A 25,121-nucleotide genomic window follows, 5' to 3' on the forward strand; every position below is an offset into this window, starting at 1 on the left:
CGGAGCCCGGCGGCGGGGACTAGGCCGCCGGGCGAGCTGATCCGGCCTGCGGCACAACATAGCGCAGGTACACCATTCCGTTTCGGAAGCGTCGTTCGCCGCGGAGCTCGAGCGGCATCCGCAGGTGCTCCGGCAGGAACCGGGTACCGCCGCCGACGATGATCGGCGTCACGAACCGGTGGATCTCGTCGACGATGCCGGCCTTGAGGGCGTGCGCGGCAAGCCCTGGACCCCCAACGGACACGCTCAGCCTGCTCTCGGTCACCAGGCGACGCACCTCGGCGGCGTCGAATGAGCGCTCGACCCGGGTCCGCGTCGTCGTGACCGCCTCGAGGTTGTGCGAGTAGACGACCTTTTCGGCGGCCTGCCAGATGTCGGTGTACTCCCGCACCACGTCGGGCGGATCGACGAGTTCCCGCGCGGTCTCCCAGAACGCCATCGTCTCGTACATCCTCCGGCCGTACAGGTAGGTGCCGATCTTGCGTTCGAGGGCGTTGATGAAGGCGTGCACCTCGTCGTCTGGCGTCGCCCAGTCGAAGTCACCTGCGGCATCCGCGGTGTACCCGTCGAGCGACGTGATGCCCGAGTAGATCAGCCTGGCCATGTGTGCTCCCGTCGCCCCGCGTCCGCAGCTTCATACTGGCCTGCCCTGTCGCCCAGCGGAAGAGCCCGCACGGGAGCGAGACCTCAACCGGTCGAGACCTCAGTCAGACGAGCCCTCCCAACGGAAGAGCGCGGCGAGCCCGAGACCGCCGGCGATGCTGACCATGGCGAGTGCGTGCGCCCCCTCCACCCCGTCTGTGCGGGCCTGCGCCAGAAGCCGCAGCACGAGCAGGGCGCCGGATGCCCCGAACGGGTGCCCGAGGGCGAGTGCGCCGCCCTGCCGGTTGGCACGGTCCTCCGGCACGCCGATCAGGTCGAGGGAGGCGAGCACCTGGGCGGCGAAGGCCTCGACGACCTCGACCCGGGCGAGGCCGTCGGCCGGGACGCCCGTGCGAGCGAGCAGGGAGCTGGCCGCCGCGCCGCCGCCGGCGCCGAGGAGGTTCGGATCGATTCCGGCAGGGACGGCGTCGACGAACGCGAGGAAGCCGGGGCTGTCCGTTCCGGCCTGGAACGCGCCGCCGGCCTGGAGCTCCCGGGCGCGGGCACTGCTCGTGACGAGCACGACGACGGCCCCGTCGGCGTCGGCGCAGGAGTTGCCGGCCGTGACGGTGCCGCCCGGACGGAAGGCCGGTGGGAAGCGACGGAGCAGGGCGGCGTCGAGCTTCGGGCGGGGGCCGTCGTCGGTCGTGACGGGCGCGCCTGACGCATCGCTCCCGACGATCCCGACGATCTCGGCTTCGAACGCACCCGATCCCTGCGCAGCGACTGCGAGCCGGTGGCTGCGGGCGGCGAAGGCGTCCTGGCGTTCCCTGCCGATGCCGAAGTGCGTGGCCACATTCTCGGCGGCGACGCCCATGTCGGGGTCGCCGACCGAATCCGGCGCGAACCGCACCCTGTCAAAGAAGTCGGGTGCCCCGGGCGCCGACGTCATCCGGTGCGCGCGCAGCGGCGCAGTGCTGCAGCTCTCGACCCCGCCGGCGAGGTAGAGGCCGCCGGCGCCCGCGGCGACGAGCCGGCAGGCGAGCAGGATCGCCTCCAGCCCGGACCCGCACTGCCGGTCGACGGTCAGGCCGGGCACGGCCACCGGGAACCCGGCTTCGAGCAGCGCGAGGCGGGCGAGGTTTCCGCCGCCACCCGTTGCATTCCCGATGATCACGTCGTCGAGGTCCGCGGGATCGAGACCGAGGTCGGTGACGACCGCGGAGAGCACGGGGGCGAGCAGCCGGTCTGCGGTGACCCGGGACAGGGCTCCGCCCCTCCTGCCGAAGGCCGTGCGGCGTCCCCAGACGATGACGGGCTCGCGGTCGGCTGCAGAAGTCGCGGCGCCGGCCTCAGACGAGGCGGTCGACTCAGACGAGGCGGTCGACTCAGTCGAGGCGGTCGACACGGGGGTCTCCTTCGGTGATCCAGGCGGCGAGCAGGCGCCGGCTGATCTTTCCCGCCCCGGTGAGCGGCAGTTCGCTGAGGCGGTAGTAGCCGCGTGGGCGTTTCGGGGCGGCGAGGTCTGCGGCGGCCGTCCTCAGGTCGGAACGGGTGAGTGCCGGGGCGTCGGGGCTGCCTTCCTCGAGGACAGCAGCGACGAGCAGCGTGCCACGCCGGGCATCCGCGACACCCGTCACGACGACCTGTGCGACGGCACTGCCCGGGGAGACGCCGAGGCCGGAGAGGAGGGTCGCCTCGACCTCCTGCGGGTAGACGTTGTGGCCGGAGGTGACGATCATGTCGGCCCGGCGACCGGCGAAGTGCAGTTCGCCGGCCTCGTCGAGGTGCCCCTGGTCGCCGACCGTGCACCACTCGCCCCCGTGGTCACCGGCGACGCGGGCGAACGCGGAACCGTCGTCGCCCCAGGCATAGCCGGCGCTGACGAGGCGGCTCCTTACACAGATGGTCCCGGTGACTCCGGGGGCGGATGCCTGGCCCGCGTCGTCGAGGACCCGGACCTCGACGCCGGGGAACGGCCGGCCGACGGCCGTCGGCGACGCGGTCCGGTGCTCGCCGGGGTCGAGTCGCCGGGCGGTCACGAAGCTCAGTTCCGCGGCGCCGTAGTAGTCGTAGACGGTGGCCCGGGGCGCCCAGGTGCGGACACGGGCGAGAGTGGCTCCGTCCAGCCGGGCGCCCGCGCTGACGATGCCGGTCAGTGCGCTTCCGTCCACCGCGTTACTCAGTCCCCGTTCACCGAGCAGGCGGAGAGCGGTCGGGACGGCGACGATGCGGGTCACGGCGGCGTGTGCGACGGAGTCGAGGGCATCGCCGACGTCGAAGTGCGGCAGGGTGTGGAACGCGGCCCCCGCGGAGAGGGTTTCGGCGAGGGCGTAGAGAGTCAGGCTCGCCGAGAGCGGTCCGGGGGCAAGGACCCGGTCGTCAGCGCCGATGTCGAACCAGGCGCTACTCGCGGAGAAGGCGCGCTGCCAGGAGTCCCTGCTGCGGGTGAAGGCCTTGGGCAGCGCGGTGGTGCCCGAGGTGAAGCCGTAGAGGAAGAGCGAGTCCGGTGGGCCGTCGCGGAGATCTGCGGGCGCAGGCGGGGTGTCCGGCGGGCTCGAGGCGGCGGCGTCACGCAGCATCCGCTCGACGGCGGAACGCTGCAGGGCCGGCCAACCCGGGTCGAGCACGGCGACGCTGCCGGTGCCCGCGACCGCGGCGACGAAGTCCACGACGAAGTCCAGACCATTCGGCCGGCAGAGCACGGTCGGACCGCCGGACGACTGGGCGACCAGTTCGCGGGCGCGCATGCTCGCCCGGTCGCGGAGTTCGGCGTAGCTGAGCCGCTCCGCACCGATCGTGACGGCGTTCGCATCCGGCTGCAGGGCGGCCCAGTGCTGGAGGCGGTCGAGGAAGGGCACGCTCGAGTCTACTTTTTCCGGGGTCCCCCTGACCGAGACGGTGCTACTTGACCGCGATGATCTCGCCGTGCGGCATGCCGAACCAGCCATCGGGGTCGCCCGCCCACTGGTGCCACGCTGCGGCGATGGTGCGCAGGTCGGAAAGCTCGGCGGCCCCGGATTCGATCGCGTGGGCGGCGAAATCGGACTCGGTCGCGCGCAGGGCCCAGGATTCCCCCCACCAGTCGCGCTCGGCATCCGTGGCGAAGCACCAGATGGACGCGCTGCTCGTCACGGCGTCGAAGCCGGCGAGCCTGGCCCAGGCCTTGAGCGCGCGGCCGGCGTCGGGGTCGCCGCCGTTCCAGTAGTGCACCGCGCGGTAGGCGGTCATCCAGGACTGGAGGCCGGGGAGCTTGGGGTACCAGGCCACGCCGCCGTAGTCGACATCGCGGGCGGCGAGGATTCCGCCGGGCTTCAGCACGCGGCGGAGTTCCTTCAGGGCGGCGACCGGGTTGGCCAGGTGCTGGAGCACCTGGTGCGCGTGCACGAGGTCGAAGCTGTCGTCTGCGAAGTCGAGGGCATAGACGTCGCCGACCTGGAAGGCGACGTTGGGCACGCCCTCGTCGACGGCGAGCCCGGCCGCCCTGGCGACGATCTCGGCGGAGGCGTCGACGCCGGTGACAGTGCCCGGAGACACGCGGCGGGCGAGGTCGACCGTGATCGTTCCCGGCCCGCAGCCGACGTCGAGGACCCGCAGCCCCGGCGTGAGGTGCGGGATCAGGTACGCGGCCGAGTTCAGGACGGTACGCCAGGTGTGCGAGCGGAGCACGCTCTCGTGGTGTCCGTGCGTGTAGGTGTCGCGGATCGCCTCGCCGGGCGGGGGCGATCTCGACCCGGTCGGCGTCCGTGTCGTCCGGCTGGGAGTGTGTTGGCTCGTCGGTCATGCTGACAGCCTAGGACCTGGACCGAATTCAGGAGTCGGGATCCGGGAGGTCAGCGCCGGCCGGCATCCGCCGCACTGATCCGGGCTCCGGCACCCCACCGGCGGGTCGTACTCCTGAATTCGGAACTAGGTTTAAGGCATGGACCAGCACAACCCCTTCGCCCGGCCGAGCACGCTCCCGTTCCAGCTCCCGCCGTATGCCGTCCTCCGTGACGAGCACTATCGCCCGGCGTTCCTCGAGGGCATGGTCGAGCAGCTCGCCGAAGTGGAGGCGATCTGCTCCGACGCCGCCGAACCCTCCGTCGAGAACACCCTGCTGCCGCTCGAACGGAGCGGCCGGCTGCTTGACCGGGTCGCCGCGGTGTTCTTCAACCGGAGTTCCTCCGATTCGAGCCCGTTCACCATCGCCCTCGAGGAGGAGCTCGCTCCCCTGCTCGCGACGCATTCCGACGCGATCCGGCTCCGCCCCGAGCTCTTCTCGCGCATCGCGGCGCTGCACGCGCGCGCAGACGAGCTCGGGCTCGACCGGGAGACCCGGTACCTCCTCGAGCGGTACTTCACCCAGTTCACGCTCGCCGGGGCCGGACTGTCCGAGGCCGACAAGGCACGGCTGCGCGAGTTCAACACCCGCCTCTCGGTCGCCACCACCCGCTTCGAGAAGAACCTCCTCGCCGACACCAACGACCTCGCGCTCGTGGTCGACGACGCTGCGGAGCTCGACGGCCTCTCCGCCGGCCAGCTCTCGGCGGCGGCCCAGGCCGCGACCGACCGGGGCATGCCCGGCCGTTTCGTGATCACCCTGGTGCTCTTCACCGGGCACCCCTACCTGGCACTGCTGACCAACCGGGGCGTGCGGGAACGGTTGCTCGCCGCCTCCCGCGCCCGGGGCATCCGTGGCGGAGAGCACGACAACCGCGCCCTCGTGCTGTCGATCACCCGGCTCCGCGCCGAGCGTGCCCGGCTGCTCGGCTTCGCGACCCACGCGGCCGCGGTCACGGCGGACGAGACCGCCAGAACCCCCGCCGCCGCCGGGGACCTGCTGCACCGGCTCGCCATTCCGGCCGCCCGCAATGCGCGCGCCGAGCAGGCCGAACTGCAGGCCCTCGTCGACGCCGACGTCGCGGCGGGGGTTCTCGCCGAGGGCTTCTCCATTGCAGCCTGGGACTGGGCGTTCTACTCCGAGCGGATGCGCCGGGCCAGGTACGACGTCGACACGGCCGCCCTGCGGCCCTGGTTCGAGCTCGAGAGCGTGCTGCGTGACGGCGTCTTCTACGCCGCCCAGCGGCTCTACGGGGTGACCTTCACCGAACGCCCCTCGCTCGCAGCCTGGCACCCCGATGCGCGGGTGTTCGAGGTGTGCGAGGAGGACGGCTCCCCCGTCGGCCTGTACATCCTCGACGTGTACACCCGGGATTCCAAGCGCGGCGGCGCGTGGATGAACTCCCTCGTCTCGCAATCGGAGTTGCTCGGCACGCCCGTGATCGTCTGCAACAACCTCAACGTGCCGCGGCCGTCCGCCGGGGAGGCCACGCTGCTGAGCCTCGACGAGGTGACCACGCTCTTCCACGAGTTCGGGCATGCCCTGCACGGGCTGTTCGCGCGGGTCACCTACCCGAAATTCGCCGGAACGAACGTGTACCGGGACTTCGTCGAGTTCCCGAGCCAGGTCAACGAGATGTGGCGCTTCGACCCGGAGGTGCTCGCGAACTACGCCCGCAACCGGGAGACCGGCGAACCGCTGCCCCCGGAGGTCGTCGCGGGCATCCACGCGTCTGAGACCTTCAACGAAGGCTTCCCGACGAGCGAATACCTTGCCGCCGCGCTGCTCGACCAGGCCTGGCACGGCATCGAAGCGGATGCCGGCACCGACGTCACCGATGTCGCCGCCTTCGAGGCCGCGTGCCTTGCCGCAGCCGGACTCGACAACCCGGCCGTGCCGACCCGGTACGCGAGCACCTATTTCGCGCACACCTTCTCCGGCGGGTACGACGCGGGCTACTACGCGTACATCTGGAGCGAGGTGCAGGACGCGGACACGGGCGCCTGGTTCGCGGAGCACGGCGGGCTGACCCGGGAGAACGGCGAACGGTTCCGGGAACGCCTGCTCGCCCGAGGCGGCAGCATCGACCCTCTCGAGGCGTACCGGGACTTTCGGGGACGCGATGCACTCATCCAGCCGCTGCTCGACCGGCGCGGCCTGAACTAACCCACCCCTCACCCCTCGCCCGGCAAATGCGGTCGCTGCGGACAACTGTGGCCGGCGTACGGGCCACCGTTGTCCGTTACGGCAACAGCTGGCCCTAGAGACTCAGTGATACAGCGCGCTGTATGCGTTGATCGCCGGCTGGCCGCCGAGGTGGGCGTAGAGGACGTTTCCGTCCCGGGCAATGTCGCCGGCCGTGACGAGGTCGATCAGTCCGGCCATTGACTTTCCCTCGTAGACGGGGTCGATGATGACGCCCTCGAGGCTCGCCGTGAGCCGGATGGCGGCGTTCGTCGACTCCACCGGTATCCCGTAGAAGTTCCCCGCCCAGCCTTCGAGCACGGTGATCTCCTCGTCAGTGATGGGACGCCCCACGCCGATCAGTTCCGCCGTGTTGCGCGCGATGCGGGCGACCTGGTCGCGAGTGGCCTCGATCGTGGCGGATGCGTCGATCCCGAGCACGCGCCGCTTGCGACCCCCGAAGTTCGCCTCGAGGTCGGCGAATCCGGCGATCATGCCCGCGTGGGTCGACCCGGTGACGCTGCAGACCACGATCGTGTCGAAGAACACACCGAGGTCTTTCTCCTGGGCGGCAACTTCGTGGGCCCAGTTCGCGAAGCCGAGTCCGCCCAACCGGTGGTCGGAGGCACCGGCCGGGATCGGATACGGGATTCCTCCCGCGGCCTCGACGTCGGCGATGGCCTGCGTCCACGAGTCCTTGAAGCCGATTCCGAAGCCCTCTGATGAGATGCGCACGTCGGCGCCGGTGAGCCGGGAGAGCAGGATGTTGCCCACCCGGTCGTTGACGCTGTCCGGCCAGTCCACCCACTGTTCCTGCACCAGAACGGCCTTCAGGCCGAGGTGGGCGGCGACCGCGGCGACCTGCCGGGTGTGGTTGGACTGGATGCCGCCGATGGAGACGAGGGTGTCCGCACCCTGGGCAAGGGCCTCCGGAATCAGGTACTCCAGCTTCCGGGTCTTGTTGCCGCCGAAAGCGAGGCCGCTGTTCACGTCCTCACGCTTGGCCCAGACACGGGCGCCACCGAGGTGGGCGCTGAGCCGGTCGAGCGGGTGAATGGGGCTCGGGCCGAAGGTGAGCGGGTGACGGGGAAAATCGCGCAGTGCCATGGGGTCCTTTGGATCGGGGTGAGGGGTTCAGGGGTTCAGGGGTTCAGGGGTTCAGGGGTTCAGGGGTTCAGGGGTTCAGGGTCACGTTGGCAGTCGCGGCCAGCATCCGCCCGAGGGTGAGCCAGTTCTCGCGTACGGCCGTGCCGGCCTGGTCGGCTTGCCCGGCCGCGCAGAATCCGATGATGCGCTCGTGGTCGGCAACGGATGCCCGCCCCGCGAGCGAGGAGAACCGGGCGCGTTCCAGCCGCCTCAGGGTGGGCGTGACCTGCTCGAGCAGCGCCGGAAGCAGCTGGTTCGCGCTCGCGCGCACCGCGACGTCGTGGAAATCGTCATCCGCCGCGATGGCGGCATCGACGTCGTTCGTCGTCAAGGCGAGCCGGAACCGGTCGTTGGCCGCCTTCATCGCGGCGATGTCCCCGGCGGTGAGCTGGGTGACCGCCTCGCGCGCGGCGAGCTCGTGGAGCGCTGCGGCGATCGCCTGTGCGTTCATTGCAGTTCGTTCGTCCAGCGGCGCGACGACGGTCTGCCTGGCGCGCTCGGTTCGAACGAGACCTGCGGTTTCGAGCCGGGCGATGGCCTCGCGGATCGGCGTGCGACTGACCCCGAGCCAGGACTCGAGCTCGGCGTCACGAAGCTTCTCGCCAGGGGCGAGCGTTCCGTCGACGATCGCGGTGCGGAGTGCCTCGTAGGCATAGTCGCGCAGGGAGGCTGGGCGATGCAGCGCATCGGGAACGGGAACCGGCATGCAATATATTAGATATTGGCCGTGGCGCCCTGTCAAGTCGCCGCGGACCCGCCTGCACCAAAAACCGCCCCCGACTGTGGTCGGAGGCGGTTCAGGTCGTGATGGGTTTCGGGGCTAGGCGGACTTCTCGACGCGGCGGGCGGCCTTGTGCAGCACGATCGTCGGCGCCGCGTTGTCGAGCACGGCGGCCCTGGTCACGATGACCCTGGCGACCTCGCTCGAGGACGGCACCTCGAACATGATCGGCCCGAGGACCTCTTCCATGATCGCGCGGAGGCCGCGGGCGCCGGTCTTGCGCAGCACGGCGAGGTCCGCGATCGCCTCGAGTGCGGGCTGTTCGAAGTCGAGTTCGACGCCGTCGAGCTCGAACATGCGCTGGTACTGGCGCACGAGGGCGTTCTTCGGAACGGTGAGGATCTGCATCAGCGCGACCTGGTCGAGCTGGGTGACCGTCGTGACGACGGGCAGGCGGCCGATGAATTCGGGGATGAGCCCGAACTTGTGCAGGTCTTCGGGGAGGACCTCGCTGAAGAGGTTGACGTCGTCGCCCTTGCTGTGCAGCGGGGCCCCGAAGCCGATGCCCTTTTTGCCTGCGCGGGTGGAGATGATGTCGTCGAGGCCGGCGAACGCGCCCGCAACGATGAAGAGCACGTTGGTCGTGTCGATCTGGATGAATTCCTGGTGCGGATGCTTGCGCCCGCCCTGCGGGGGAACCGAGGCTACGGTGCCTTCCAGGATCTTCAGGAGTGCCTGCTGCACGCCTTCACCGGAGACGTCGCGGGTGATGGAGGGGTTCTCGGCCTTGCGCGCGATCTTGTCGATCTCGTCGATGTAGATGATGCCCGTCTCGGCACGCTTGACGTCATAGTCTGCGGCCTGGATGAGCTTGAGCAGGATGTTCTCGACGTCTTCGCCGACGTAGCCTGCCTCGGTCAGCGCCGTCGCATCCGCCACGGCGAAGGGAACGTTGAGGCGCTTCGCGAGCGTCTGCGCGAGGTAGGTCTTTCCGCAGCCGGTCGGGCCGATCAGGAGGATGTTGGACTTGGCGATTTCCACGTCGTCGTGGATCGCATCGGCCGCGGTGAGCGTTGCACGGGAGCGCACGCGCTTGTAGTGGTTGTAGACGGCGACGGCCAGGGCGCGCTTGGCGGCTTCCTGCCCGATGACGTATTCCTCAAGGAACCCGAAGATCTCCTTGGGCTTGGGCAGTTCGAACTCGCCCGTCGTTTCTTCGGCGCCGGCCTCGGCCAGGCGCTCTTCGATGATCTCGTTGCACAGCTCGACGCATTCGTCGCAGATGTAGACACCGGGGCCGGCGATCAGCTGCTGGACCTGCTTCTGACTCTTCCCACAGAAGGAACACTTCAGCAGGTCGGCGCTTTCGCCTATTCGGGCCATCCGTCAGCCTCCTCCATCGGTCGTGCAGGTCATGCTTGTCTCGCTGAACCGAGCCTAGCCTCTGGGTGTGACACTGGGGTGCAAGCGACGCGGATCGGTGGAAACCCGTAACAATCCTCGCGCGGGCCCGGCCGCGGTGCCCGACCGGCGGAAACCGGAACGCGGCGGCCGGCCGGTGCGTGAGCATCCGGCCGGCCGCCGCGCGGGCGACAGGAGAACGGGGACCTGCCCCGTCGCGAGAGGGAACTGCTACTTGACGAGGACCGGAACGTTCTTGCGGCTCGTCAGGATCTGGTCGATCAGGCCGTATTCGAGAGCCTCGGGGGCGCCGAGAATCTTGTCGCGGTCGATGTCCTTGTGGACCTGCTCCGAGGTGCGGTTGGAGTGGTGCGCGATGGTCTCTTCGAGCCAGTCTCGCATCCGCTGGATTTCCGCAGCCTGGATCTCGATGTCGGACGCCTGTCCGCCGCCCTGTCCGCCGGCGGAGGGCTGGTGGATGAGGATGCGCGCGTTCGGCAGTGCGAGGCGCTTGCCAGGGGTTCCTCCGGCCAGCAGCACGGCGGCGGCGGAAGCCGCCTGGCCGAGGCAGACCGTCTGGATGTGCGGACGGATGTACTGCATCGTGTCGTAGATCGCCGTCATCGCTGTGAAAGAGCCACCCGGTGAGTTGATGTACATCACGATGTCGCGGTCAGGGTCCTGGCTCTCGAGCACGAGGAGCTGGGCCATGACGTCGTCAGCGGATGCGTCGTCGACCTGAACGCCGAGGAAGATGATGCGGTCCTCGAAGAGCTTCGCGTACGGGTCCTGGCGCTTGTAGCCGTAGGCCGTGCGTTCTTCGAAGGTGGGGAGGATGTACCGAGACTCGGGAGCCTGCGGTGCGCGGCCACCGGCCTGGTGACCAAAATTCGTGAATTCCATGTCGTGTACGCCCGTCCTAGATCTTGTTCACTGAGTCGTCGGTGCCGCCGCCGCCGATTACTTCCGACGCGGAGCCGCGCAGGTGGTCGACGAAGCCGTAGGTCACGGCCTCCTGGGCGGTGAACCAGTTGTCGCGGTCGTTGTCGATCAGGATCTGCTCGACCGACTTGCCGGTCTGCTCGGCCGTGAGTTCCGCCATCCGCTTCTTCATGTCGAGGATGACCTTGGCCTGCGTCTGGATGTCCGCCGCCGTGCCGCCGAAGCCGCCGGACGGCTGGTGCAGGAGGACCCGGGCGTTCGGCGTGATGTACCGCTTGCCCTTGGTGCCGGAGGACAACAGGAACTGGCCCATGGAGGCGGCCAGCCCGATGCCGACGGTGACGATGTCGTTCGGTACGAACTTCATCGTGTCGTAGATGGCCATGCCGGCCGTGATCGAGCCACCGGGAGAGTTGATGTACAGGAAGATGTCGCGCTCAGAGTCCTCTGCTGCGAGCAGCAGGATCTTGGCGCAGATCTCGTTGGCGTTCTCGTCCCGGACCTCCGAACCGAGCCAGATGATGCGGTCTTTCAGCAGTCGGTCAAAAACGCCGGGTGTTGGGGTCATATCGGCCATGTCGCGCTCCGTTTCACTTGTCGCTTGAGATTGAATCTATAGGAGCCTGAGAGCCAGAACGGCCGTGTTCGCCCTCGGCAGATTGCGCGGCTCCCCGAGCCCGGGAACGCCGAAGGGCCGGGCGTCCTGAGACGCCCGGCCCTTGTTCGCTGGAGTCAGCGGGTGCTGGCAGCGGATGCCGCGCAGCGGGTGTTACTTCTTGGCTGCGGCCTTCTTCTTCGGCTTCGCGGGGACCTCTGCGGCCTCGTCCTCGTCGTCAGAGTCGGCGGCTGCCGCTTCCGCGGCGGGGTCGACCGTGACGGAGTCGATGTCGACGTCGACGGAGGTGGTGCCGTCCGTGGCCTCGGGCTCGTCGCCCGCGATCGCGGTGAACTCGGCGAGGTCGACGACGGCGCCGTTGCCATCAACGACCTCCGCCTTGCCGAGGGCGATCGCGAGGGCCTTGTTGCGGGCGACCTCTGCGACCATCGACGGGATCTGGCCGTTTCCGCTGAGCGCCTGGACGAACTCGCTCGGGTCCATGCCGTACTGGGCTGCGCCCTGGATCAGGTACTGGGTGAGCTCGTCCTGGCTGACCTGGACCTTCTCGGCCTCGGCGATCGTGTCGAGCAGGATCTGCTGGCGGAAGGTCTTCTCGCTCGACTCGGTGACCTCGGCGCGGTGCACGTCGTCTTCGAGGCGGTTCTCGCCTTCGAGGTGACGACGCACCTCGTCCTCGATGATCGCGGTCGGGATCGGGACCTCGACGGAGGCGAGGAGGCTGCTCGATGAGGAGTTCGCGGGCCTGGGTGCCCTGGCCGAAGATCTTGGAGCGCAGCGCCTGCGCCTTGAGGTCTTCGGTGAGCTCTGCGACGGTGTCGAATTCGCTGGCGATCTGCGCGAAGTCGTCGTCGACGGGGGAAGCTCGCGCTCCTTGACGGCGAGGACCGTCACGGTGATCTCCGCGGTTTCGCCTTCGTGGTCGCCGCCCATGAGGGTGGAGTTGAAGGTTGTGGTCTCGGTCGCGCTGAGCGAGTCGAGTGCCTCGTCGATGCCGTCGATCAAGTCGCCGGTGCCGACCTCGTAGGAGATGCCGGTCGCGTTGTCGACCTCGACGTCGCCGATGGATGCGACGAGGTCGATCTGCACGAAGTCGCCGGTCTTGGCGGGGCGGTCGACCGTGATGAGCGTGCCGAAGCGGCTGCGCAGCTTGTCGAGCTCCTCGGTGACGTCCTCATCGGTGACCTCGGCCGTGTCGACGACGAGCTTGAGGCCCGTGTATGCGGGAAGGTCGATCTCGGGGCGGACGTCAACCTCGATCGAGAGCTTGAGGTCGCCGGAGAAGTCCTTGTCGGACGGCCATTCGACGATGTCGGCCTCGGGGCGGCCGAGCGGGCGGAGCTTGTGCTCGTCGACGGCGGCACGGTAGAAACCGTCGAGGCCTTCGTTGACGGCGTGCTCGAGGACGGCCGACTTACCGACGCGCTGGTCGATGATGGGCGGCGGAACCTTGCCCTTGCGGAAGCCGGGGATGTTGATGTCTTCGGCAATGTGACCATATGCGTGGGTGATGCTGGGCTTCAGGCTCCTCCGGGGTCACCGAAATGGTGACCTTGGCGCGCGTGGGGCTCAGCTTTTCGACCGTGGACTTCACGTGGGTTATCTCCTGTGTTCGATCTGGTTCAGAGGGGGGTGATGGTCGGGGCGACAGGATTCGAACCTGCGACCTCTCGGCCCCAAACCGAGCGCTCTACCAAGCTGAGCTACGCCCCGGATATTGTCTCAACCCGTTGGAGTCAGCCTGACGCCACGCAGGTACACGCGACAGCGGATTGACCTCGGTAAGTCTACTGCACCGACCGGATGCCCATGGTCGGTTCGCGTACGCGAGGTCCCCGCGGCTGTACTAAGGTATTGGAGTGCGCAGTTCGGCACGCATGGGGATGTAGCTCAATGGTAGAGCCTCAGTTTTCCAAACTGATGGCGCGGGTTCGATTCCCGTCATCCCCTCCAGATTCCCCGGCCTCGTCAGCCTCTTCCACCTTCGCTATCGCTTCGCGAGGTAGTTGGCCAGAGCGGTGACCGCGAGCTTCTTCGCACCGTCCAGGTTGCCGGTCGGCTGCGCGTACTGCTGGACGAGCACCCAGACGTCACCGGAGAGCACGTCGACCTCGCAGGTGTCCCCGCCGCAGCCGGCGAATGCCTCGTCGCCCAGTCCGGTCGCTTCCTCGAAGCGGATGCTGGATTTCGCCTGGTTCGGAGGTGTCGCCTGCCAGGTCGCCCGGGCGCCGGGCAGGACGTCCACCAGGACGCCGCCGGACGAGGCCCCCGCTGCGGAGCTTGTGTCGGAGCTCGTCCAGCCACAGGTGACCAGGCCGGCCAGGCGCTCGGCTGCGCCCCGGGTGCCCATCCGGCCGGACTCCGACGTGCCGTAGTCTGTCGATGTCGCCTGCGTCATGTCGACTGCATTCGCGAGGTCCGTCGAGTCGAGCAGGGCGTCACAACCGACACGACGACGGACCGCCGCGGCCGGAACGGCGTCTGCGGTCCGGACAGCCGCGACGACGGTGCGGGCGAAGGTCACGAAACTCTCCTCGGTGGGTTGCGGGCTGACCGTCGCGTTGACCCAGGTGGTTCCGACCAGGATTTCTGCCCGGCACGAGTCGTGCTCCGGCGGATGGCAGGCCACGTACGCCGTGTCGCCGAGGTCGACCGGGTGCAGTCCCCGCAGGCCGTCATCGGAGTCCGGTTCGCCGGCGGTGAACTCGTCGGCGGCGTTCCGGAGGACACGGACGCTCACTCGCGGGAGCATCCGACTGCCGTCGTCGGTCAGCGCTCCGGTGCCGTTGTCAGGGGCAGACCAGCTGCAGTCGACCAGGCCGCCGAGGACTGCCGCCGCGTCCTGCAGGACGATCCGGGTGGCGCCGCTACTCGGCTGCTGTTCGGCTGCTGCCTGGGTTGCCGGATCGAAGAGGCTCTTCGCCGGGAGCCCGAGCGCGGTCGCGGCCCGGTCGACCGGCAGGACCAGGCCACAGTCGAGCGCAACGGGCAGGGACGTCGGCGTCGCGGATGCCGTGGGTTCCGGCGAGGCGCCCGGAGAGGAACCGCCGGAACCCTGCGTGCACCCAGCGAGCGCCAATGCCGCGGTCAGGGCGCAGATCAGACTCATGGAGCGGACCAGTGCTGAAGCGGCTGACGTCATGTGAATTCCCCCGCGATCAACCTACTCCGGACAGCTCCTCCACGGGTAGAACAGTCAGGAGCGGAGCAGCAGGTTGACCAGTGCGACGATCCCGACGGTGATGATGATCACACGCAGGAGCGTGGGCGGCAGGCGGCGTCCGATGCGCGCACCGAGGATCCCGCCGAGGCCGGCCCCGACGGTGATGAAGGCGACGACGAGCCAGTCGATGGAGTCGCGTGCGAACAGGATGAAGACGATCGAGGCCATCACGTTCACGGCGGTGACGAGGAGGTTCTTGACGGCGTTGAGCGAGCCGAGCGAGACGGATGTCAGGGCGCCGAGGACACCCATCATCAGGATTCCCTGGGCCGCGCCGAAGTAGCCGCCGTACAGACCGAGTACGAAGACGCAGACGACGATCGCGGTTCGTTTGCCCGCACCGCCCAGGGCGCCCCAACCGCCACTGGAGGCGGGACGGTTGCCGGCCGGGTCGCCAGGGGTTGCCGGCGCAGTCGTACCGGTTGTGACGGTTGGGGCAGGACCTCTGCCGGAGCGTGCCGCCCCGGCGGCGACGCGGCGCTGGATCCACGGTCCGATGGCGACCAGGACGATCCCCATGAGGATGAGGACGGGCACGATCGCCTTGAACGCGCTGCTCGGCAGGACCAGCAGCAGCCCGGCCCCGGCCAGGCCGCCGGTCAGGGAGACCGGCAGCAGGGCGAATGCAAAGTTCCGGTGGGCCGCGATCTCGCGCCGGTACGCGATCGTTCCGGAGACACCGCCGGCGACGAGGCCGAGGTTGTTGGAGACGTTGGCGACGAGCGGCGGGTAGCCGAGGAGCACGAGGATCGGGAACGTGATGAGGGTGCCGGATCCGACGACGACGTTGATCATGCCGGCGGCGAAACCGGCCGCGACGATGACGAGTGCTTCAGGCCACATGCATCCCACCGTAGCGGCGCAGACGCCCCGCTCGCCGCCGGTGTCCCCGGTCGGGCCGGTGTAACCGATCCGGCCGGTGTGCCCCTATTTCAGGCCGAGGGTGTCGAGCGTGGCCCGCAGGGTGTCGGCCGAGTGCTGGAACAGGGCCTGTTCAGATTCGGAGAACGGCACCTCGATCACCCGGGAGACCCCCTCGGCGTTGACGACCGTCGGAACGGACAGGGCCACGTTGCTCACGCCGCGGTAGTCGGTCAGCACCGAGCTGATCGGGAGAACGGCGCCCTCGTCGCGCAGCACAGCCTCGACGATCCGGGCGCCGGAGAGCCCGATCGCGTAGTTGGTGGCGCCCTTTCCGGCGATCACCCGGTATGCCGCGGTCTTGACGTCCTCGGTGATGGCCGCGAACTCGGCCTCGGAGAACTTCTCCCGTCCGTTGGTCACCGGGGAGATGTCATCGGCGACCCACTGGTCCAGGGAGATCGGTCCGACCCTGGCCTGCGACCAGAGCGGGAATTCCGAGTCGCCGTGCTCGCCGACGATCGTGGCGTGCACGTTGGCAATGGCCACGCCGACGCGGTGCGCGAGCAGCCAGCGCAGCCGGGAGGAGTCGAGGACCGTTCCGGAACCGAACACCCGGGTGGAGGGGAGTCCGCTGAAGTGCAGGGCGGCGTAGGTGAGGATGTCGCAGGGGTTGGTGACGATCATGTAGATCGCGTCCGGCGCGCGCTTGATCAGCTTGGGCATCAGTTCGCGGAGGATTCCGACGTTGACGCCGGACATTTCGAGGCGGGACTGCCCGGGGTGCTGCCGGGCACCGGCGGTGATCACGACCATGTTGGCGTCCGAGATCATGTCAAGGTCGGCGCCGCCGGACACGCAGGAGGCACCGGTGAACTGGGTGCCGTGCGCGAGGTCGAGCACCTCGGCCTCGACCTTGGGCTCGTTGATGTCGTAGAGCACCACTTCGCGGGCCGACTGCCGGATCAGGGAGGCATACGCGAGGGAGGTGCCGACGGCGCCCGCTCCGATGATGGCCAGCTTGGAATTCTCGATTGCGCTCATGGTTCCAGTCTGCCCGCACCAGGACGCGTTCGCACCTGTTTCTTCAGATTAAACCGAATTATCTACGTTCAATTCGCCTCTTGGCAGCGGAATACTCAGTGGCGGAGGAAGGCGAGGACCGCGAGCACCCTCCGGTGGTCGGTGCCCGAGTCGTCGAGGCCGAGTTTCTGGAAGATCGCGGTGACGTTCTTCTCGACCGCACCGACGCCGATCACGAGCCGGGAGGCGATGCTGACGTTGGTCCGGCCCTCGGCCATCAGCCCGAGGACGTCCCGTTCCCGCGGCGTCAGGCGCTCGAGCGGGTCCGTGCGCCGGCTGAGGAGCCTCGCGCACCACCTGGGGGTCGAGCACGGTTCCGCCGGCGTGGATCCGCAGCACCGCGTCCTGGAGCTCCTCGAGGGAGGCGACCCTGTCCTTGAGCAGGTAGCCGAGCCCTCCGTCGCCTGCCGCGAGCAGTTCGTGCGCGTAGGTGGCCTCGACGTACTGGCTGAGGAGCAGGATCCCCACCCCCGGGAGCCGGCGCCGCAGCTCGAGGGCGGCACGCACCCCTTCGTCCCGGAAGGTCGGCGGCATCCGCACGTCGAGCACGGCGACGTCGGGCCGGAGACGATCGACGTCGGCGAGCAGGCCGTCCGCGTCGCCATAGGCGGCCACGCAGTCGAAGCCGGCCTCGTCGAAGAGCCGTACGAGCCCCTCGCGAAGCAGAAGCGAGTCCTCCGCGAGAACGAGCCGGAGCGAAGCCGCGGATTCCGGGCTGGTCTGCTCTGTCGAGGTCACCCGATCAGGATACGACGATCGAACCGGGCAGGGTTTCGGCCAGCGGGATGTGCGCCCCGACAATCGTGGGGCCTCCGGCCGGGCTGTCGATCGACAGCAGGCCACGGAGCCCCCGCAGGCGCTCGTCGAGGCCGCACAACCCGTGCGACTCTGTGAGGACTGCTCCACCGATGCCGTTGTCGATCACCCAGACGTCGAGCCAGGTGGAGTCGTCGTCCGGCACCCGCCGCAGGGCGAGGTGCAGGCGGATGCCGGTGGCGCGGGAGTGCTTCGCGGCGTTCGTGAGGAGCTCGGCCGCGATGAAATACGCGCTCCGTTCGATCTCGGAGGGCAGCCGCAGCCCGGGCTCGAGCTGGAACTCAAGAGCGACGGGAATGGTGCTGCGGGCAGCGAGAGACTCGAGGGCGACGGTGAGGCCGCGGTCCTGGAGGATCGGCGGGACGAGCCCCCTGGAGAGCGCCCTGAGCTCCTCGAGGGTGTCGTGGGCCTGCTCCCTGGCCTCGGCGAGCAGGGCCCTGGCGGCGGCCGGGTCGGTGTCGAGTTTGCGTTCGGCGCTCGCGAGGTCCATCTGCAGGCGCACGAGGCGCTGTTGCGGTCCGTCGTGGATGTCGCGTTCGAGCCGGCGGAGGCCGCGGTCCTCTGCGAGAACAGCCGCTCCCCGGGAGGCGCTCAGGTCGGCGACCTCCCGGGTGAGCGCCTCGGAGCGCCAGGCGCCGAGCATGCCCTGCCCGATGAACTGGTGCGCCAGCACGAGCCCGCGGGTGACGTATGGCAGGGTGGCGAGGAAGGCGAGGCCGAGCGCGAGTTCGAGCAGGCTCTCCACCAGGTAGGGGCTGTCCACGGCCTGGCTGCCGGGGAGGATCCGCTCGGCGAGGCCGATCAGGCCCATGCCGCCATCCCCGCCCTGAGGGACCGACCAGCCCCACAGCCAGAAGGTGACCCCACCGAGGGCGACCGAGAGCCACACGACGGTGACGGTCCAGCTCACGAGGGAGATGACGAAGTTCACGACCATGCCGTGCAGGAGGTAAAGCCAGTAGTGGCCGCCGACCAGCGGGCCGAGCATGGTTCGAAGCGGCGTGACCGGCTGGCCGTCTCGTTCCCACCGGGGCGGCCGGATGGCCGGCTGGCCGGCCCAGCGCAGGCGGGTCAGCTCGACGAGGCCGAAACCGCGCGCGGTGTAGAGGGCGGCGACGATCACGAACAGCCCCACGAAGATCGCGATCATGCCGACGCCCGAGAAGAAGACGGTGCTCAGCACGCTCAGGGCGATCACAGCGACGGGAAGGGCGAGCAGGAGGAAGCCGAGTTCCCGCGGAACCGATCGCCACAGGCCTCGATAGCCGGGCTTTTCGCTCAGAGCTGTCTGCACGGTCTCCAGACTGCCAGATTCCCCGGAGTGCGGGACGGTTGCGGGTGTCGTCGTGGTCATGGTGTCCTCCTTGGTGGATGACTCCAGCCTCGCCGTCATCGTGCACTGGGCCCATCGGGCCTGCGCCCCAATCGCTGCGGGGAAAACCCCCGCAGCGCGGCGGCTCAGAGCGCGCGGTGGGTGAACCGACCGCCGAGCAGGGTCGCGGCGACGGGCATCCGCCGCAGGTCGTCGAGGGACGCGACGAACGGGTCGGTCTCGCAGACGGCAAGGTCGGCGGGGTCGCCGACCGCGATCCGGTGCCTGCCGCGGGCGGATGCGGCGAGAGCGGCCTGGCGGGACACGCCCTGCTCGGGGTGCCAGGATTCGCGGCCGTCCCTGGTGCGCCCGACTGCGGCGGCGATGCCGATCCAGGGGTCGAGCGGGGCGACGGGCGCGTCGGAGCCGAGTGCGAGTCGAGCCCCGGCCCTGAGCAGGCTCGCGAGCATGAACGCACGGTCGGTGCGGCCGGCCCAGTAGCGGTCGGCGACGTCGCGGTCGTCGACGGCGTGTTCGGGTTGCACGCTCGCGACGACGCCGAGGGCGGCGAACCGGTCGACGTCGGTGAGGCTGAGGAGCTGGGCGTGTTCGATGCTCCCCGCACAACCGAGGGTCTCGAAGGCGTCGAGGGCGATGCGGTTGGCGCGGTCGCCGATCGCGTGCACCGCGGGGCGGATGCCGGACTCGCTCGCGAGGCGCATCCAGCGCAGCAGGTCGTCGGGTGCGACGCTCAGCACGCCGTGGGCGTCGTCGCCGGTGAGCCCCGGGTAGTCGTCGAAACAGTATGCGGTGCGGGTGTTGAGCGAACCGTCGGTGATGACCTTGTAGGGGCCGACGCTGAGCAGCCCGCGGGTTTCGGCGATGACCGCGCCGGAGCGGAGGCCCGCCGCGACAGCACGCTCGAGGTGTTCGGTGTAGATGCCGAACTCGACCCGGAGCGAGTCCGCGCCCGCGGCGATGCGGCGGCGCCAGACGTCGAGGTTCCAGACCATTTCGAGGTCGACGATCCCGACGACGCCGCGGGCAGCGGCCACCCGGGCCGCTTCGTCTGCCCAGGTGTCGCTGATCGCGTCCGGAACGGCGTCGAGTGCCCGTTCGACGTCGAAGGCGTCCTCCTCGCGGAGCAGCCCGGTGGGGTGGTCGCCGAGCCCGCGGGCGGAGAGTGCAGCGGAGTTGAGCCAGACGCTGTGCAGGTCGCCGCTGACGAGGACGACGGGGACCGTCCCTGAGACGGCGTCGAGGACGGCGCGGCCCGGGGTATCCGGCCAGAGCCCGTCACGGAAGCCAAAGCCGATCAGGGTCTCCCCCGGCGCGAGAAGCGGGATGCGCCCCGCGACGATGCGGGCGGTCGCCTGAGCGCTGCCCGCGGTCGACACGTCGAGGCGGCGGGCGATCTGCGCCCACTGGGTGAAGTGCACGTGGTTGTCCCAGAGGCCGGGGATCAGCCAGCGCTCGCCGAGGTCGATCGACTCGGCCGCCGAGCCGCCGGCGCCCTCGCCGCCGAGGAAGCCGAGCCTCGTGACCGTGCCGTCGACGATCTCGACATCGGTGAGTTCGTCGCTCCCGGGCAGGCGGGCGTTGCGAAGGACGAGCGGATCGGTGCTCATGCGTCGTCTCCTGACCGGGCGGCGCGGGCGAGCCGCCCGTGCGCGCGACGCATCTCGGCGGCGAGGTTCACGCTCGCGTACGGACCGGTCCCCTCGAGTTCGGAGATGATGCGATCGACGGTCTCAGGGGGCTTGTTCTGGCTGAGCTTGTTCTTGGCGACCACCCGGGTGACCCGGAGGCGGAGTCCGACGGTACCGGCCGAGATCCGCTCGGCGTATGCCGAGTTCGCAGCCGTCCCGTGCAGGCGGCGCGGTTCGGGCATGCGGTCCTCGAAGTGGTCGACGAGCCGGTCGAGCACGAGCAGGTTCTCCTCGGCGGTGAGGATCTCCGGCGTGCCGTAGAGGTGCGCGGTGATGAAGTTCCAGGTCGGCACGGCCGGGTTGGCGTCGTACCACCCCGGGGACACGTACCCGTGCGGGCCCTGGATGATCACGAGCATCTCGTGCTGGCCGAGCTCGTGCAGTTGCTCGTCCGGACGGCCCACATGGGTGACCAGCACGAGCTCGCCGGAATCGGCATCCGGTCCTGCACCGGACTCGTCGAGAAGCATCGGGTAGTGCGAGGCGACGAGATCGCCCGTGCTCGTGTGACTGATCAGGGTCGCCCACGGGTTCTCCCGGATCAGCCGCCGGATCTCGGCGGGATCGGTGAGCACGAAGCTGGGGGTGTGGCGCATCTGGGGGCGTCCTGTCTGTCTCGCAGTCGGCGGAGCGGTGGTGTTCGTGGTGGGCGGTCTCAGGCCTGGCAGGTCGGGCACCAGTAGAGCTTGCGGGCGCCCATCTCCTCGAGCAGGATGTGGGTGCCGCAGACCCGGCACGGCAGGCCCTCGCGTTTGTACACCCAGTGCCGGTCGGCGCGGTTCTTCATCGCACGCGCCCAGTCGGCCCCGGCCAGGTCGTCCATGGTCATCATCTGGCCGGTTTCGACGCCGATCGTCAGCAGCCGCGACCAGTCGCGCCAGAGACCGCGCACGGTGTCCTCGGCGAGGCTCTTGCCCGGCGCATGCGGGTTGACCCCGGCCCGGAACAGAAGTTCGGCGCGATAGACGTTGCCGATGCCGCTGACCACGGACTGGTCCATCAGGAGCAGCCCGATCGGGGTGGGCTTGCGGCGCACGACGGCCGTGAACCGGTCTTCCGCTGCGGGGCTGTCATCGAGCAGCGGGTCGGGTCCGGCCTTGTCGATCACCGCCTGCACCTCTGCTGCGTCGAGTACCTGGCACGCGGTCGGGCCGCGCAGGTCCGCGCACACCGTGTCGGTGAGCAAGCGCACCCGCACCTGTCCGACCGGTTCGGGAGGGAAGGTGCCCCGCTGGTCGATCTCCTTCTCCTGCTCCGCCATCCGCACCCGGGTGCGCCGGGGAGCCCCGATGCTCCGAAGCGAGTTCTCCCCCGCGGAATCGAGGACGGCATCCGCCTGCCCGTCGAGGTCGGTGCCGCGCTGGTTGGTCTGCCCCATCCGGCCGTTGGCGGATGCGATCGTGGCGTCCATCAGGATGTCGCCGGCGAAGTCCCACGCGCCGTACATGCCGAGGTGCACCCGCAGCCAGAGTCCGTTGTCGAATTCGAGGAACATCTGCTTGCCGACGGCGCGCGCCCGGGTCATCGCATGCCCGTCAAGCAGCGCGGCACCCTCGACGAATCGGCCCTGCGGCGAGGACAGCTGCACCCGGTGGCCCACGAAGTTACGCGCGAACTGCCGGGCGATCCTGTGGACGGAATGACCCTCTGGCACGTCAGCGCGCGGTACGGGCCGGGTCGACGCTGGACGGGTCTACGCGCGCAGGATCGACGCTCACACCGGCAATGGACCCGGTCGTCTCGTATTCGAAGAGCTGGCGGATCCGACGCACGTGCCGTTCCTCGCCGGTGAACGGTTCGGCGATGAACGCGTCGATGAAGGAGGTCGCCTCCTCGATCGTGTGCTGGCGGGCGCCGATCGAGATGACGTTCGCGTTGTTGTGCTCGCGAGCGAGCCGGGCGATGTCCAGGTTCCAGACCAGCGCGGCACGGGCCCCGACGACCTTGTTGGCGGCCATCTGCTCGCCGTTGCCCGAACCGCCGAACACGACGCCGAGCGCGTCAACGCCCGCGGCCTGGTCGTCGACGACGCCCTGGGCGGCGTTGATGCAGAACGAGGGGTAGTCGTCGAGCGGGTCGTAGCTCGTCGGCCCATGGCCGACGACCTCGTGGCCTGCCTCGGTCAGGTGACCGACGAGGTAACGGCTGAAATCGTGGCCGGCATGGTCGGTGGCGAGGTGAATGCGCATGACCCCATACTATTTGCCGTCCCGTGTGGTCGCCGTCCCGTGCCCGGCGCCGCCGGCATCCGCTCAGTCGAAGATCGGACCGACCGTGCGCGTGCGCTTCATCTCGAAGAATCCGGGATACGCGGCCACGGCCACGACGCCGTCCCACAGCTTCGTCGCGGCTTCGCCCCGGGGCACCGGCGAGATGACCGGGCCGAAGAAGGCGACGTCGTTCACCGCGATGACCGGGGTGCCGACGTCCTGGCCCACCCGGTTGATCCCGTCGAAGTGGCTCGCGCGCATCTCGGGGTCGTAGTGGTCGCTGTCGGCCCAGGCGGCGAAGTCCGCGGGAAGGCCGACCTCGGCGAGCGCCGCCGGGATGACCTCGTCGGGATTCGTGTTGCCGCCGGGATGGATCCGAGTGCCGAGTGCGTCGTACAGGGCCTTCACGGTGGCCTGGCCGTGCAGGCTCCTGCGCCGCCTGCACGAGGCGGGTGTATCGGAGCGCCCGGGGGAAGAACGCGGCGTACTCTTCGCTCACGTCGTTGTCCTCGTTGAGCACCGCGAGGCTCATCACGTTCCAGGTGACGTCGAGGTCACGCTGCGAGGCCACCTCATCCACCCAGCGGGAGGTCATCCAGGCCCAGGGGCAGGAGAGGGTCGAACCAGAACTTCACGGTGTCGGTCATCGCACCAGCCTAGGTGCTCGGATGCCCGCATTCCCTCACTCGCGGAACGCGAAGAAACCCCTGCCCAGAGTCGGTATCCGCATAAAAAATTCGGTTTGACGGCGTTTTTGTACTAAAATTGCTCGCTATGCCCGAAAAGGGCCAGGCTCCACGTCGCGAGCAAGTGATCTCCACGAGAGAAGTTCAAATGCCCAGAGACCGTAGTTTGTCAGACTCTATGCCCGGTGCCGCGCGCGCCATAATCAAGACCAAAAAGCCCCTCAAGCAGCGTCGCCTGAGGGTCTCCCACGTCAACGTCGTCGACCAGCCGATGCTCAAGAAAGCACTCGGCGGAACCATCGTGGGAAACACCATGGAATGGTACGACGTCGGCGTGTTCGGCTACCTCATCACGACCATGGGCCCGGTGTTCCTCCCCGAGGCCGACAAGTCCGTCCAGACCCTGTTCCTGCTCGGCACCTTCGCCGCCACCTTCATCGCCCGCCCCATCGGCGGCGTCTTCTTCGGCTGGCTCGGCGACAAGATCGGCCGCCAGAAGGTCCTCGCCATGACACTGATGATCATGGCCGCGTCGACCTTCGTCGTCGGCATCCTGCCGAACTACGCGATGATCGGCAGCTGGGCCGCCGCGCTCCTCGTGCTGACCAAGCTCGTCCAGGGCTTCTCCACCGGCGGCGAGTACGCCGGCGCCACCACCTTCGTCAGTGAGCACGCCCCCGACAAGCACCGCGGGTTCTTCGCGAGCTTCCTCGACATGGGCAGCTACCTCGGCTTCGCGATCGGCGCCGCACTCGTGTCGATCCTGCAGGTCACCCTCGGCCAGCCCGCCATGGAGGCCTGGGGCTGGCGCCTGCCGTTCCTGCTCGCCGGACCGCTCGGCCTCATCGCCATCTACTTCCGGATGAAGATCGAGGAATCCCCCGCCTTCCAGGCCACCCTGGACGCCAAGGAAGCAGCAGCCCTGGATCCGAACAGCGCCGACGCGGCGCCGAACGGCCCGCTGACCATCTTCAAGGCGCACTGGCGGGGCATCCTGCTCGCCATGATCCTCGTCGCAGCAGCCAACACCGTCGGTTACGCCCTCACCTCGTACATGCCGACCTACCTGACGAGCTCGCTCGGCTACGACGAACTGCACGGCACCCTGCTCACTATCCCGGTGCTCGTGCTGATGGCGCTGTGCATCCCCCTGACCGGGCGCCTGTCCGACAAGATCGGCCGTCGCCCGGTGCTCTGGATCGGGGCGATCAGCACCGTCGTCCTGTCCATCCCTGCCTTCATGCTGATCGGTGTCGGCGAGATCTGGTCGACCCTGCTGGGACTCGCCATGATCGCGTTCCCGGTCACGTTCTACGTGTCGAACCTCGCCTCGTCCCTGCCCGCGCTGTTCCCGACCGAGAGCCGGTACGGCGCGATGGGCATCGCGTACAACTTCGCGGTCGCCATCTTCGGCGGGACCACCCCGTTCATCATCGCAGCCCTGATCCAGGCCACCGGCGACGACATGATGCCCGCGTACTACCTGATGGCCACCTCGTTTATCGGTGCGGTCAGCATCTTCTTCCTCAAGGAGAGCGCCCAGCGCCCCCTGCCCGGCTCGATGCCGAGCGTCGACTCCGTCTTCGAGGCCCGTGAGCTCGTCGCCACCCAGGACGAGAACCCGAACCTCGACACCGACGAGATGCCGTTCGACCACACCTACGAGCCGCCGACGAGTTCCATCGACGCCATCCTCCCGGAGCCCGAAACCGAGCCAGAGCGCCACCCGGTCGGCGTCTAGCACCGCCGGCATCCGCCCCAGGGGTAAGCGGCGTCCGTCCCCTGGGGCGGACGCCGCTTCTTCGT

20 protein-coding genes, 2 tRNA genes and 2 pseudogenes are annotated in these 25,121 nt (G+C 69.0%); 3 read left to right on the plus strand and 21 right to left on the minus strand.

The features are described from left to right. Positions 1 to 19: 19 nt before the first annotated feature. From KIV56_RS03545 to KIV56_RS03560, 4 genes are all read right to left on the minus strand, one after another. Entirely contained in the window at positions 20 to 604 is a 585-nt protein-coding gene (locus KIV56_RS03545) for a dihydrofolate reductase family protein (protein WP_281535172.1), read from the minus strand. A 99-nt stretch (positions 605 to 703) separates the two neighbouring features. Continuing rightward, positions 704 to 1,990 (minus strand): thiolase family protein, encoded by a 1,287-nt coding sequence (locus tag KIV56_RS03550; protein ID WP_348648457.1) that lies wholly within the window; start codon positions 1,988 to 1,990, stop codon positions 704 to 706. After that, positions 1,971 to 3,443 (minus strand): class I adenylate-forming enzyme family protein, encoded by a 1,473-nt coding sequence (locus KIV56_RS03555; protein ID WP_281535173.1) that lies wholly within the window; start codon positions 3,441 to 3,443, stop codon positions 1,971 to 1,973. Before KIV56_RS03555 ends, KIV56_RS03550 begins: the two co-directional genes overlap by 20 nt. A 43-nt stretch (positions 3,444 to 3,486) precedes the next feature. Next, positions 3,487 to 4,251 carry a methyltransferase domain-containing protein gene (locus KIV56_RS03560; protein WP_281535174.1) on the minus strand — a complete coding sequence of 255 codons (765 nt, stop codon included), beginning with the start codon at positions 4,249 to 4,251 and terminating at the stop codon, positions 3,487 to 3,489. Positions 4,252 to 4,504: 253 nt separating this feature from the next. Here KIV56_RS03560 and KIV56_RS03565 point away from each other — a divergent pair, with 253 nt between their 5' ends. After that, entirely contained in the window at positions 4,505 to 6,571 is a 2,067-nt protein-coding gene (locus tag KIV56_RS03565; protein ID WP_281535175.1) for a M3 family metallopeptidase, read from the plus strand. A gap of 102 nt (positions 6,572 to 6,673) precedes the next feature. Here the strand turns inward: KIV56_RS03565 and KIV56_RS03570 are convergent, their stop codons facing one another. The 7 genes from KIV56_RS03570 to KIV56_RS03600 all read right to left on the minus strand — a co-directional run bounded on the left by KIV56_RS03570 (position 6,674) and on the right by KIV56_RS03600 (position 13,128). Continuing rightward, the gene (locus KIV56_RS03570; protein ID WP_281535176.1) at positions 6,674 to 7,696 is read right to left on the minus strand and encodes a 1-aminocyclopropane-1-carboxylate deaminase; all 1,023 of its coding nucleotides are present in this window, start codon (positions 7,694 to 7,696) and stop codon (positions 6,674 to 6,676) included. A 67-nt stretch (positions 7,697 to 7,763) separates the two neighbouring features. After that, positions 7,764 to 8,441 carry a GntR family transcriptional regulator gene (locus tag KIV56_RS03575; RefSeq protein ID WP_281535177.1) on the minus strand — a complete coding sequence of 226 codons (678 nt, stop codon included), beginning with the start codon at positions 8,439 to 8,441 and terminating at the stop codon, positions 7,764 to 7,766. A 114-nt stretch (positions 8,442 to 8,555) separates the two neighbouring features. Next, complete coding sequence (gene clpX, locus KIV56_RS03580; protein WP_134447892.1) at positions 8,556 to 9,839, minus strand: ATP-dependent Clp protease ATP-binding subunit ClpX; 1,284 nt, start codon at positions 9,837 to 9,839, stop codon at positions 8,556 to 8,558. A gap of 249 nt (positions 9,840 to 10,088) precedes the next feature. Further along, positions 10,089 to 10,760, minus strand: coding sequence for an ATP-dependent Clp protease proteolytic subunit (locus tag KIV56_RS03585; protein ID WP_281535178.1), 672 nt, complete (start codon positions 10,758 to 10,760; stop codon positions 10,089 to 10,091). Positions 10,761 to 10,776: 16 nt separating this feature from the next. After that, a complete protein-coding gene (locus tag KIV56_RS03590) occupies positions 10,777 to 11,376 on the minus strand; it encodes an ATP-dependent Clp protease proteolytic subunit (protein ID WP_134447888.1) in 600 nt (199 codons plus the stop codon). 192 nt (positions 11,377 to 11,568) lie between these two features. Further along, complete coding sequence (gene tig / locus KIV56_RS03595) at positions 11,569 to 12,939, minus strand: trigger factor (protein WP_348648538.1); 1,371 nt, start codon at positions 12,937 to 12,939, stop codon at positions 11,569 to 11,571. 112 nt (positions 12,940 to 13,051) lie between these two features. Further along, a tRNA-Pro gene (locus tag KIV56_RS03600) sits at positions 13,052 to 13,128 on the minus strand. A gap of 166 nt (positions 13,129 to 13,294) precedes the next feature. On the opposite strand from KIV56_RS03600, the gene KIV56_RS03605 reads away from it, so the two are divergent. After that, positions 13,295 to 13,368, plus strand: a tRNA-Gly gene (locus tag KIV56_RS03605). Positions 13,369 to 13,402: 34 nt separating this feature from the next. On the opposite strand, the gene KIV56_RS03610 is transcribed toward KIV56_RS03605, so the two are convergent. The 10 genes and pseudogenes from KIV56_RS03610 to KIV56_RS03655 all read right to left on the minus strand — a co-directional run bounded on the left by KIV56_RS03610 (position 13,403) and on the right by KIV56_RS03655 (position 23,276). Next, positions 13,403 to 14,524 carry a hypothetical protein gene (locus KIV56_RS03610; protein ID WP_281535179.1) on the minus strand — a complete coding sequence of 374 codons (1,122 nt, stop codon included), beginning with the start codon at positions 14,522 to 14,524 and terminating at the stop codon, positions 13,403 to 13,405. Positions 14,525 to 14,611: 87 nt separating this feature from the next. Next, entirely contained in the window at positions 14,612 to 15,481 is an 870-nt protein-coding gene (locus KIV56_RS03615; RefSeq protein WP_281535180.1) for a sulfite exporter TauE/SafE family protein, read from the minus strand. An 84-nt stretch (positions 15,482 to 15,565) separates the two neighbouring features. Beyond that, on the minus strand, positions 15,566 to 16,543 hold the full coding sequence (locus KIV56_RS03620; protein ID WP_281535181.1) for an L-lactate dehydrogenase: 978 nt from the start codon (positions 16,541 to 16,543) through the stop codon (positions 15,566 to 15,568). 95 nt (positions 16,544 to 16,638) lie between these two features. Then, positions 16,639 to 17,320 (minus strand): annotated as a pseudogene (locus tag KIV56_RS03625) (response regulator). Positions 17,321 to 17,324: 4 nt separating this feature from the next. Beyond that, the gene (locus KIV56_RS03630) at positions 17,325 to 18,752 is read right to left on the minus strand and encodes a sensor histidine kinase (protein WP_281535182.1); all 1,428 of its coding nucleotides are present in this window, start codon (positions 18,750 to 18,752) and stop codon (positions 17,325 to 17,327) included. 104 nt (positions 18,753 to 18,856) lie between these two features. Then, on the minus strand, positions 18,857 to 20,338 hold the full coding sequence (locus KIV56_RS03635; protein WP_281535183.1) for an amidohydrolase: 1,482 nt from the start codon (positions 20,336 to 20,338) through the stop codon (positions 18,857 to 18,859). Next, a complete protein-coding gene (locus KIV56_RS03640) occupies positions 20,335 to 21,015 on the minus strand; it encodes an FMN-binding negative transcriptional regulator (protein ID WP_281535184.1) in 681 nt (226 codons plus the stop codon). The genes KIV56_RS03635 and KIV56_RS03640 overlap by 4 nt, the downstream gene beginning before the upstream one ends. Before the next feature lie 59 nt (positions 21,016 to 21,074). Then, entirely contained in the window at positions 21,075 to 22,073 is a 999-nt protein-coding gene (locus tag KIV56_RS03645; protein WP_281535185.1) for an Fpg/Nei family DNA glycosylase, read from the minus strand. 1 nt (position 22,074) lies between these two features. Continuing rightward, the gene (locus tag KIV56_RS03650) at positions 22,075 to 22,608 is read right to left on the minus strand and encodes a ribose-5-phosphate isomerase (protein ID WP_281535186.1); all 534 of its coding nucleotides are present in this window, start codon (positions 22,606 to 22,608) and stop codon (positions 22,075 to 22,077) included. 63 nt (positions 22,609 to 22,671) lie between these two features. Continuing rightward, a pseudogene (locus tag KIV56_RS03655) lies at positions 22,672 to 23,276 on the minus strand (DsbA family protein). A 187-nt stretch (positions 23,277 to 23,463) separates the two neighbouring features. On the opposite strand from KIV56_RS03655, the gene KIV56_RS03660 reads away from it, so the two are divergent. Continuing rightward, a complete protein-coding gene (locus tag KIV56_RS03660) occupies positions 23,464 to 25,056 on the plus strand; it encodes an MFS transporter (protein WP_432432594.1) in 1,593 nt (530 codons plus the stop codon). The last annotated feature ends 65 nt before the right edge of the window (positions 25,057 to 25,121 follow it).

It is taken from the genome of Cryobacterium breve, assembly GCF_027594785.1.
GTDB classification, from domain to species: domain Bacteria; phylum Actinomycetota; class Actinomycetes; order Actinomycetales; family Microbacteriaceae; genus Cryobacterium; species Cryobacterium breve_A.

Bases quoted from the DNA above. Each gene is read 5' to 3' on its own strand.
- KIV56_RS03545 (WP_281535172.1), bottom strand. From the start codon at position 604: ATGGCCAGGCTGATCTACTCGGGCATCACGTCGCTCGACGGGTACACC.
- KIV56_RS03565 (WP_281535175.1), top strand. From the start codon at position 4,505: ATGGACCAGCACAACCCCTTCGCCCGGCCGAGCACGCTCCCGTTCCAG.
- KIV56_RS03570 (WP_281535176.1), bottom strand. From the start codon at position 7,696: ATGGCACTGCGCGATTTTCCCCGTCACCCGCTCACCTTCGGCCCGAGC.
- KIV56_RS03575 (WP_281535177.1), bottom strand. From the start codon at position 8,441: ATGCCGGTTCCCGTTCCCGATGCGCTGCATCGCCCAGCCTCCCTGCGC.
- clpX (WP_134447892.1), bottom strand. From the start codon at position 9,839: ATGGCCCGAATAGGCGAAAGCGCCGACCTGCTGAAGTGTTCCTTCTGT.
- KIV56_RS03585 (WP_281535178.1), bottom strand. From the start codon at position 10,760: ATGGAATTCACGAATTTTGGTCACCAGGCCGGTGGCCGCGCACCGCAG.
- KIV56_RS03590 (WP_134447888.1), bottom strand. From the start codon at position 11,376: ATGGCCGATATGACCCCAACACCCGGCGTTTTTGACCGACTGCTGAAA.
- KIV56_RS03610 (WP_281535179.1), bottom strand. From the start codon at position 14,524: ATGAGTCTGATCTGCGCCCTGACCGCGGCATTGGCGCTCGCTGGGTGC.
- KIV56_RS03615 (WP_281535180.1), bottom strand. From the start codon at position 15,481: ATGTGGCCTGAAGCACTCGTCATCGTCGCGGCCGGTTTCGCCGCCGGC.
- KIV56_RS03620 (WP_281535181.1), bottom strand. From the start codon at position 16,543: ATGAGCGCAATCGAGAATTCCAAGCTGGCCATCATCGGAGCGGGCGCC.
- KIV56_RS03630 (WP_281535182.1), bottom strand. From the start codon at position 18,752: ATGACCACGACGACACCCGCAACCGTCCCGCACTCCGGGGAATCTGGC.
- KIV56_RS03635 (WP_281535183.1), bottom strand. From the start codon at position 20,338: ATGAGCACCGATCCGCTCGTCCTTCGCAACGCCCGCCTGCCCGGGAGC.
- KIV56_RS03640 (WP_281535184.1), bottom strand. From the start codon at position 21,015: ATGCGCCACACCCCCAGCTTCGTGCTCACCGATCCCGCCGAGATCCGG.
- KIV56_RS03650 (WP_281535186.1), bottom strand. From the start codon at position 22,608: ATGCGCATTCACCTCGCCACCGACCATGCCGGCCACGATTTCAGCCGT.
- KIV56_RS03660 (WP_432432594.1), top strand. From the start codon at position 23,464: ATGCCCAGAGACCGTAGTTTGTCAGACTCTATGCCCGGTGCCGCGCGC.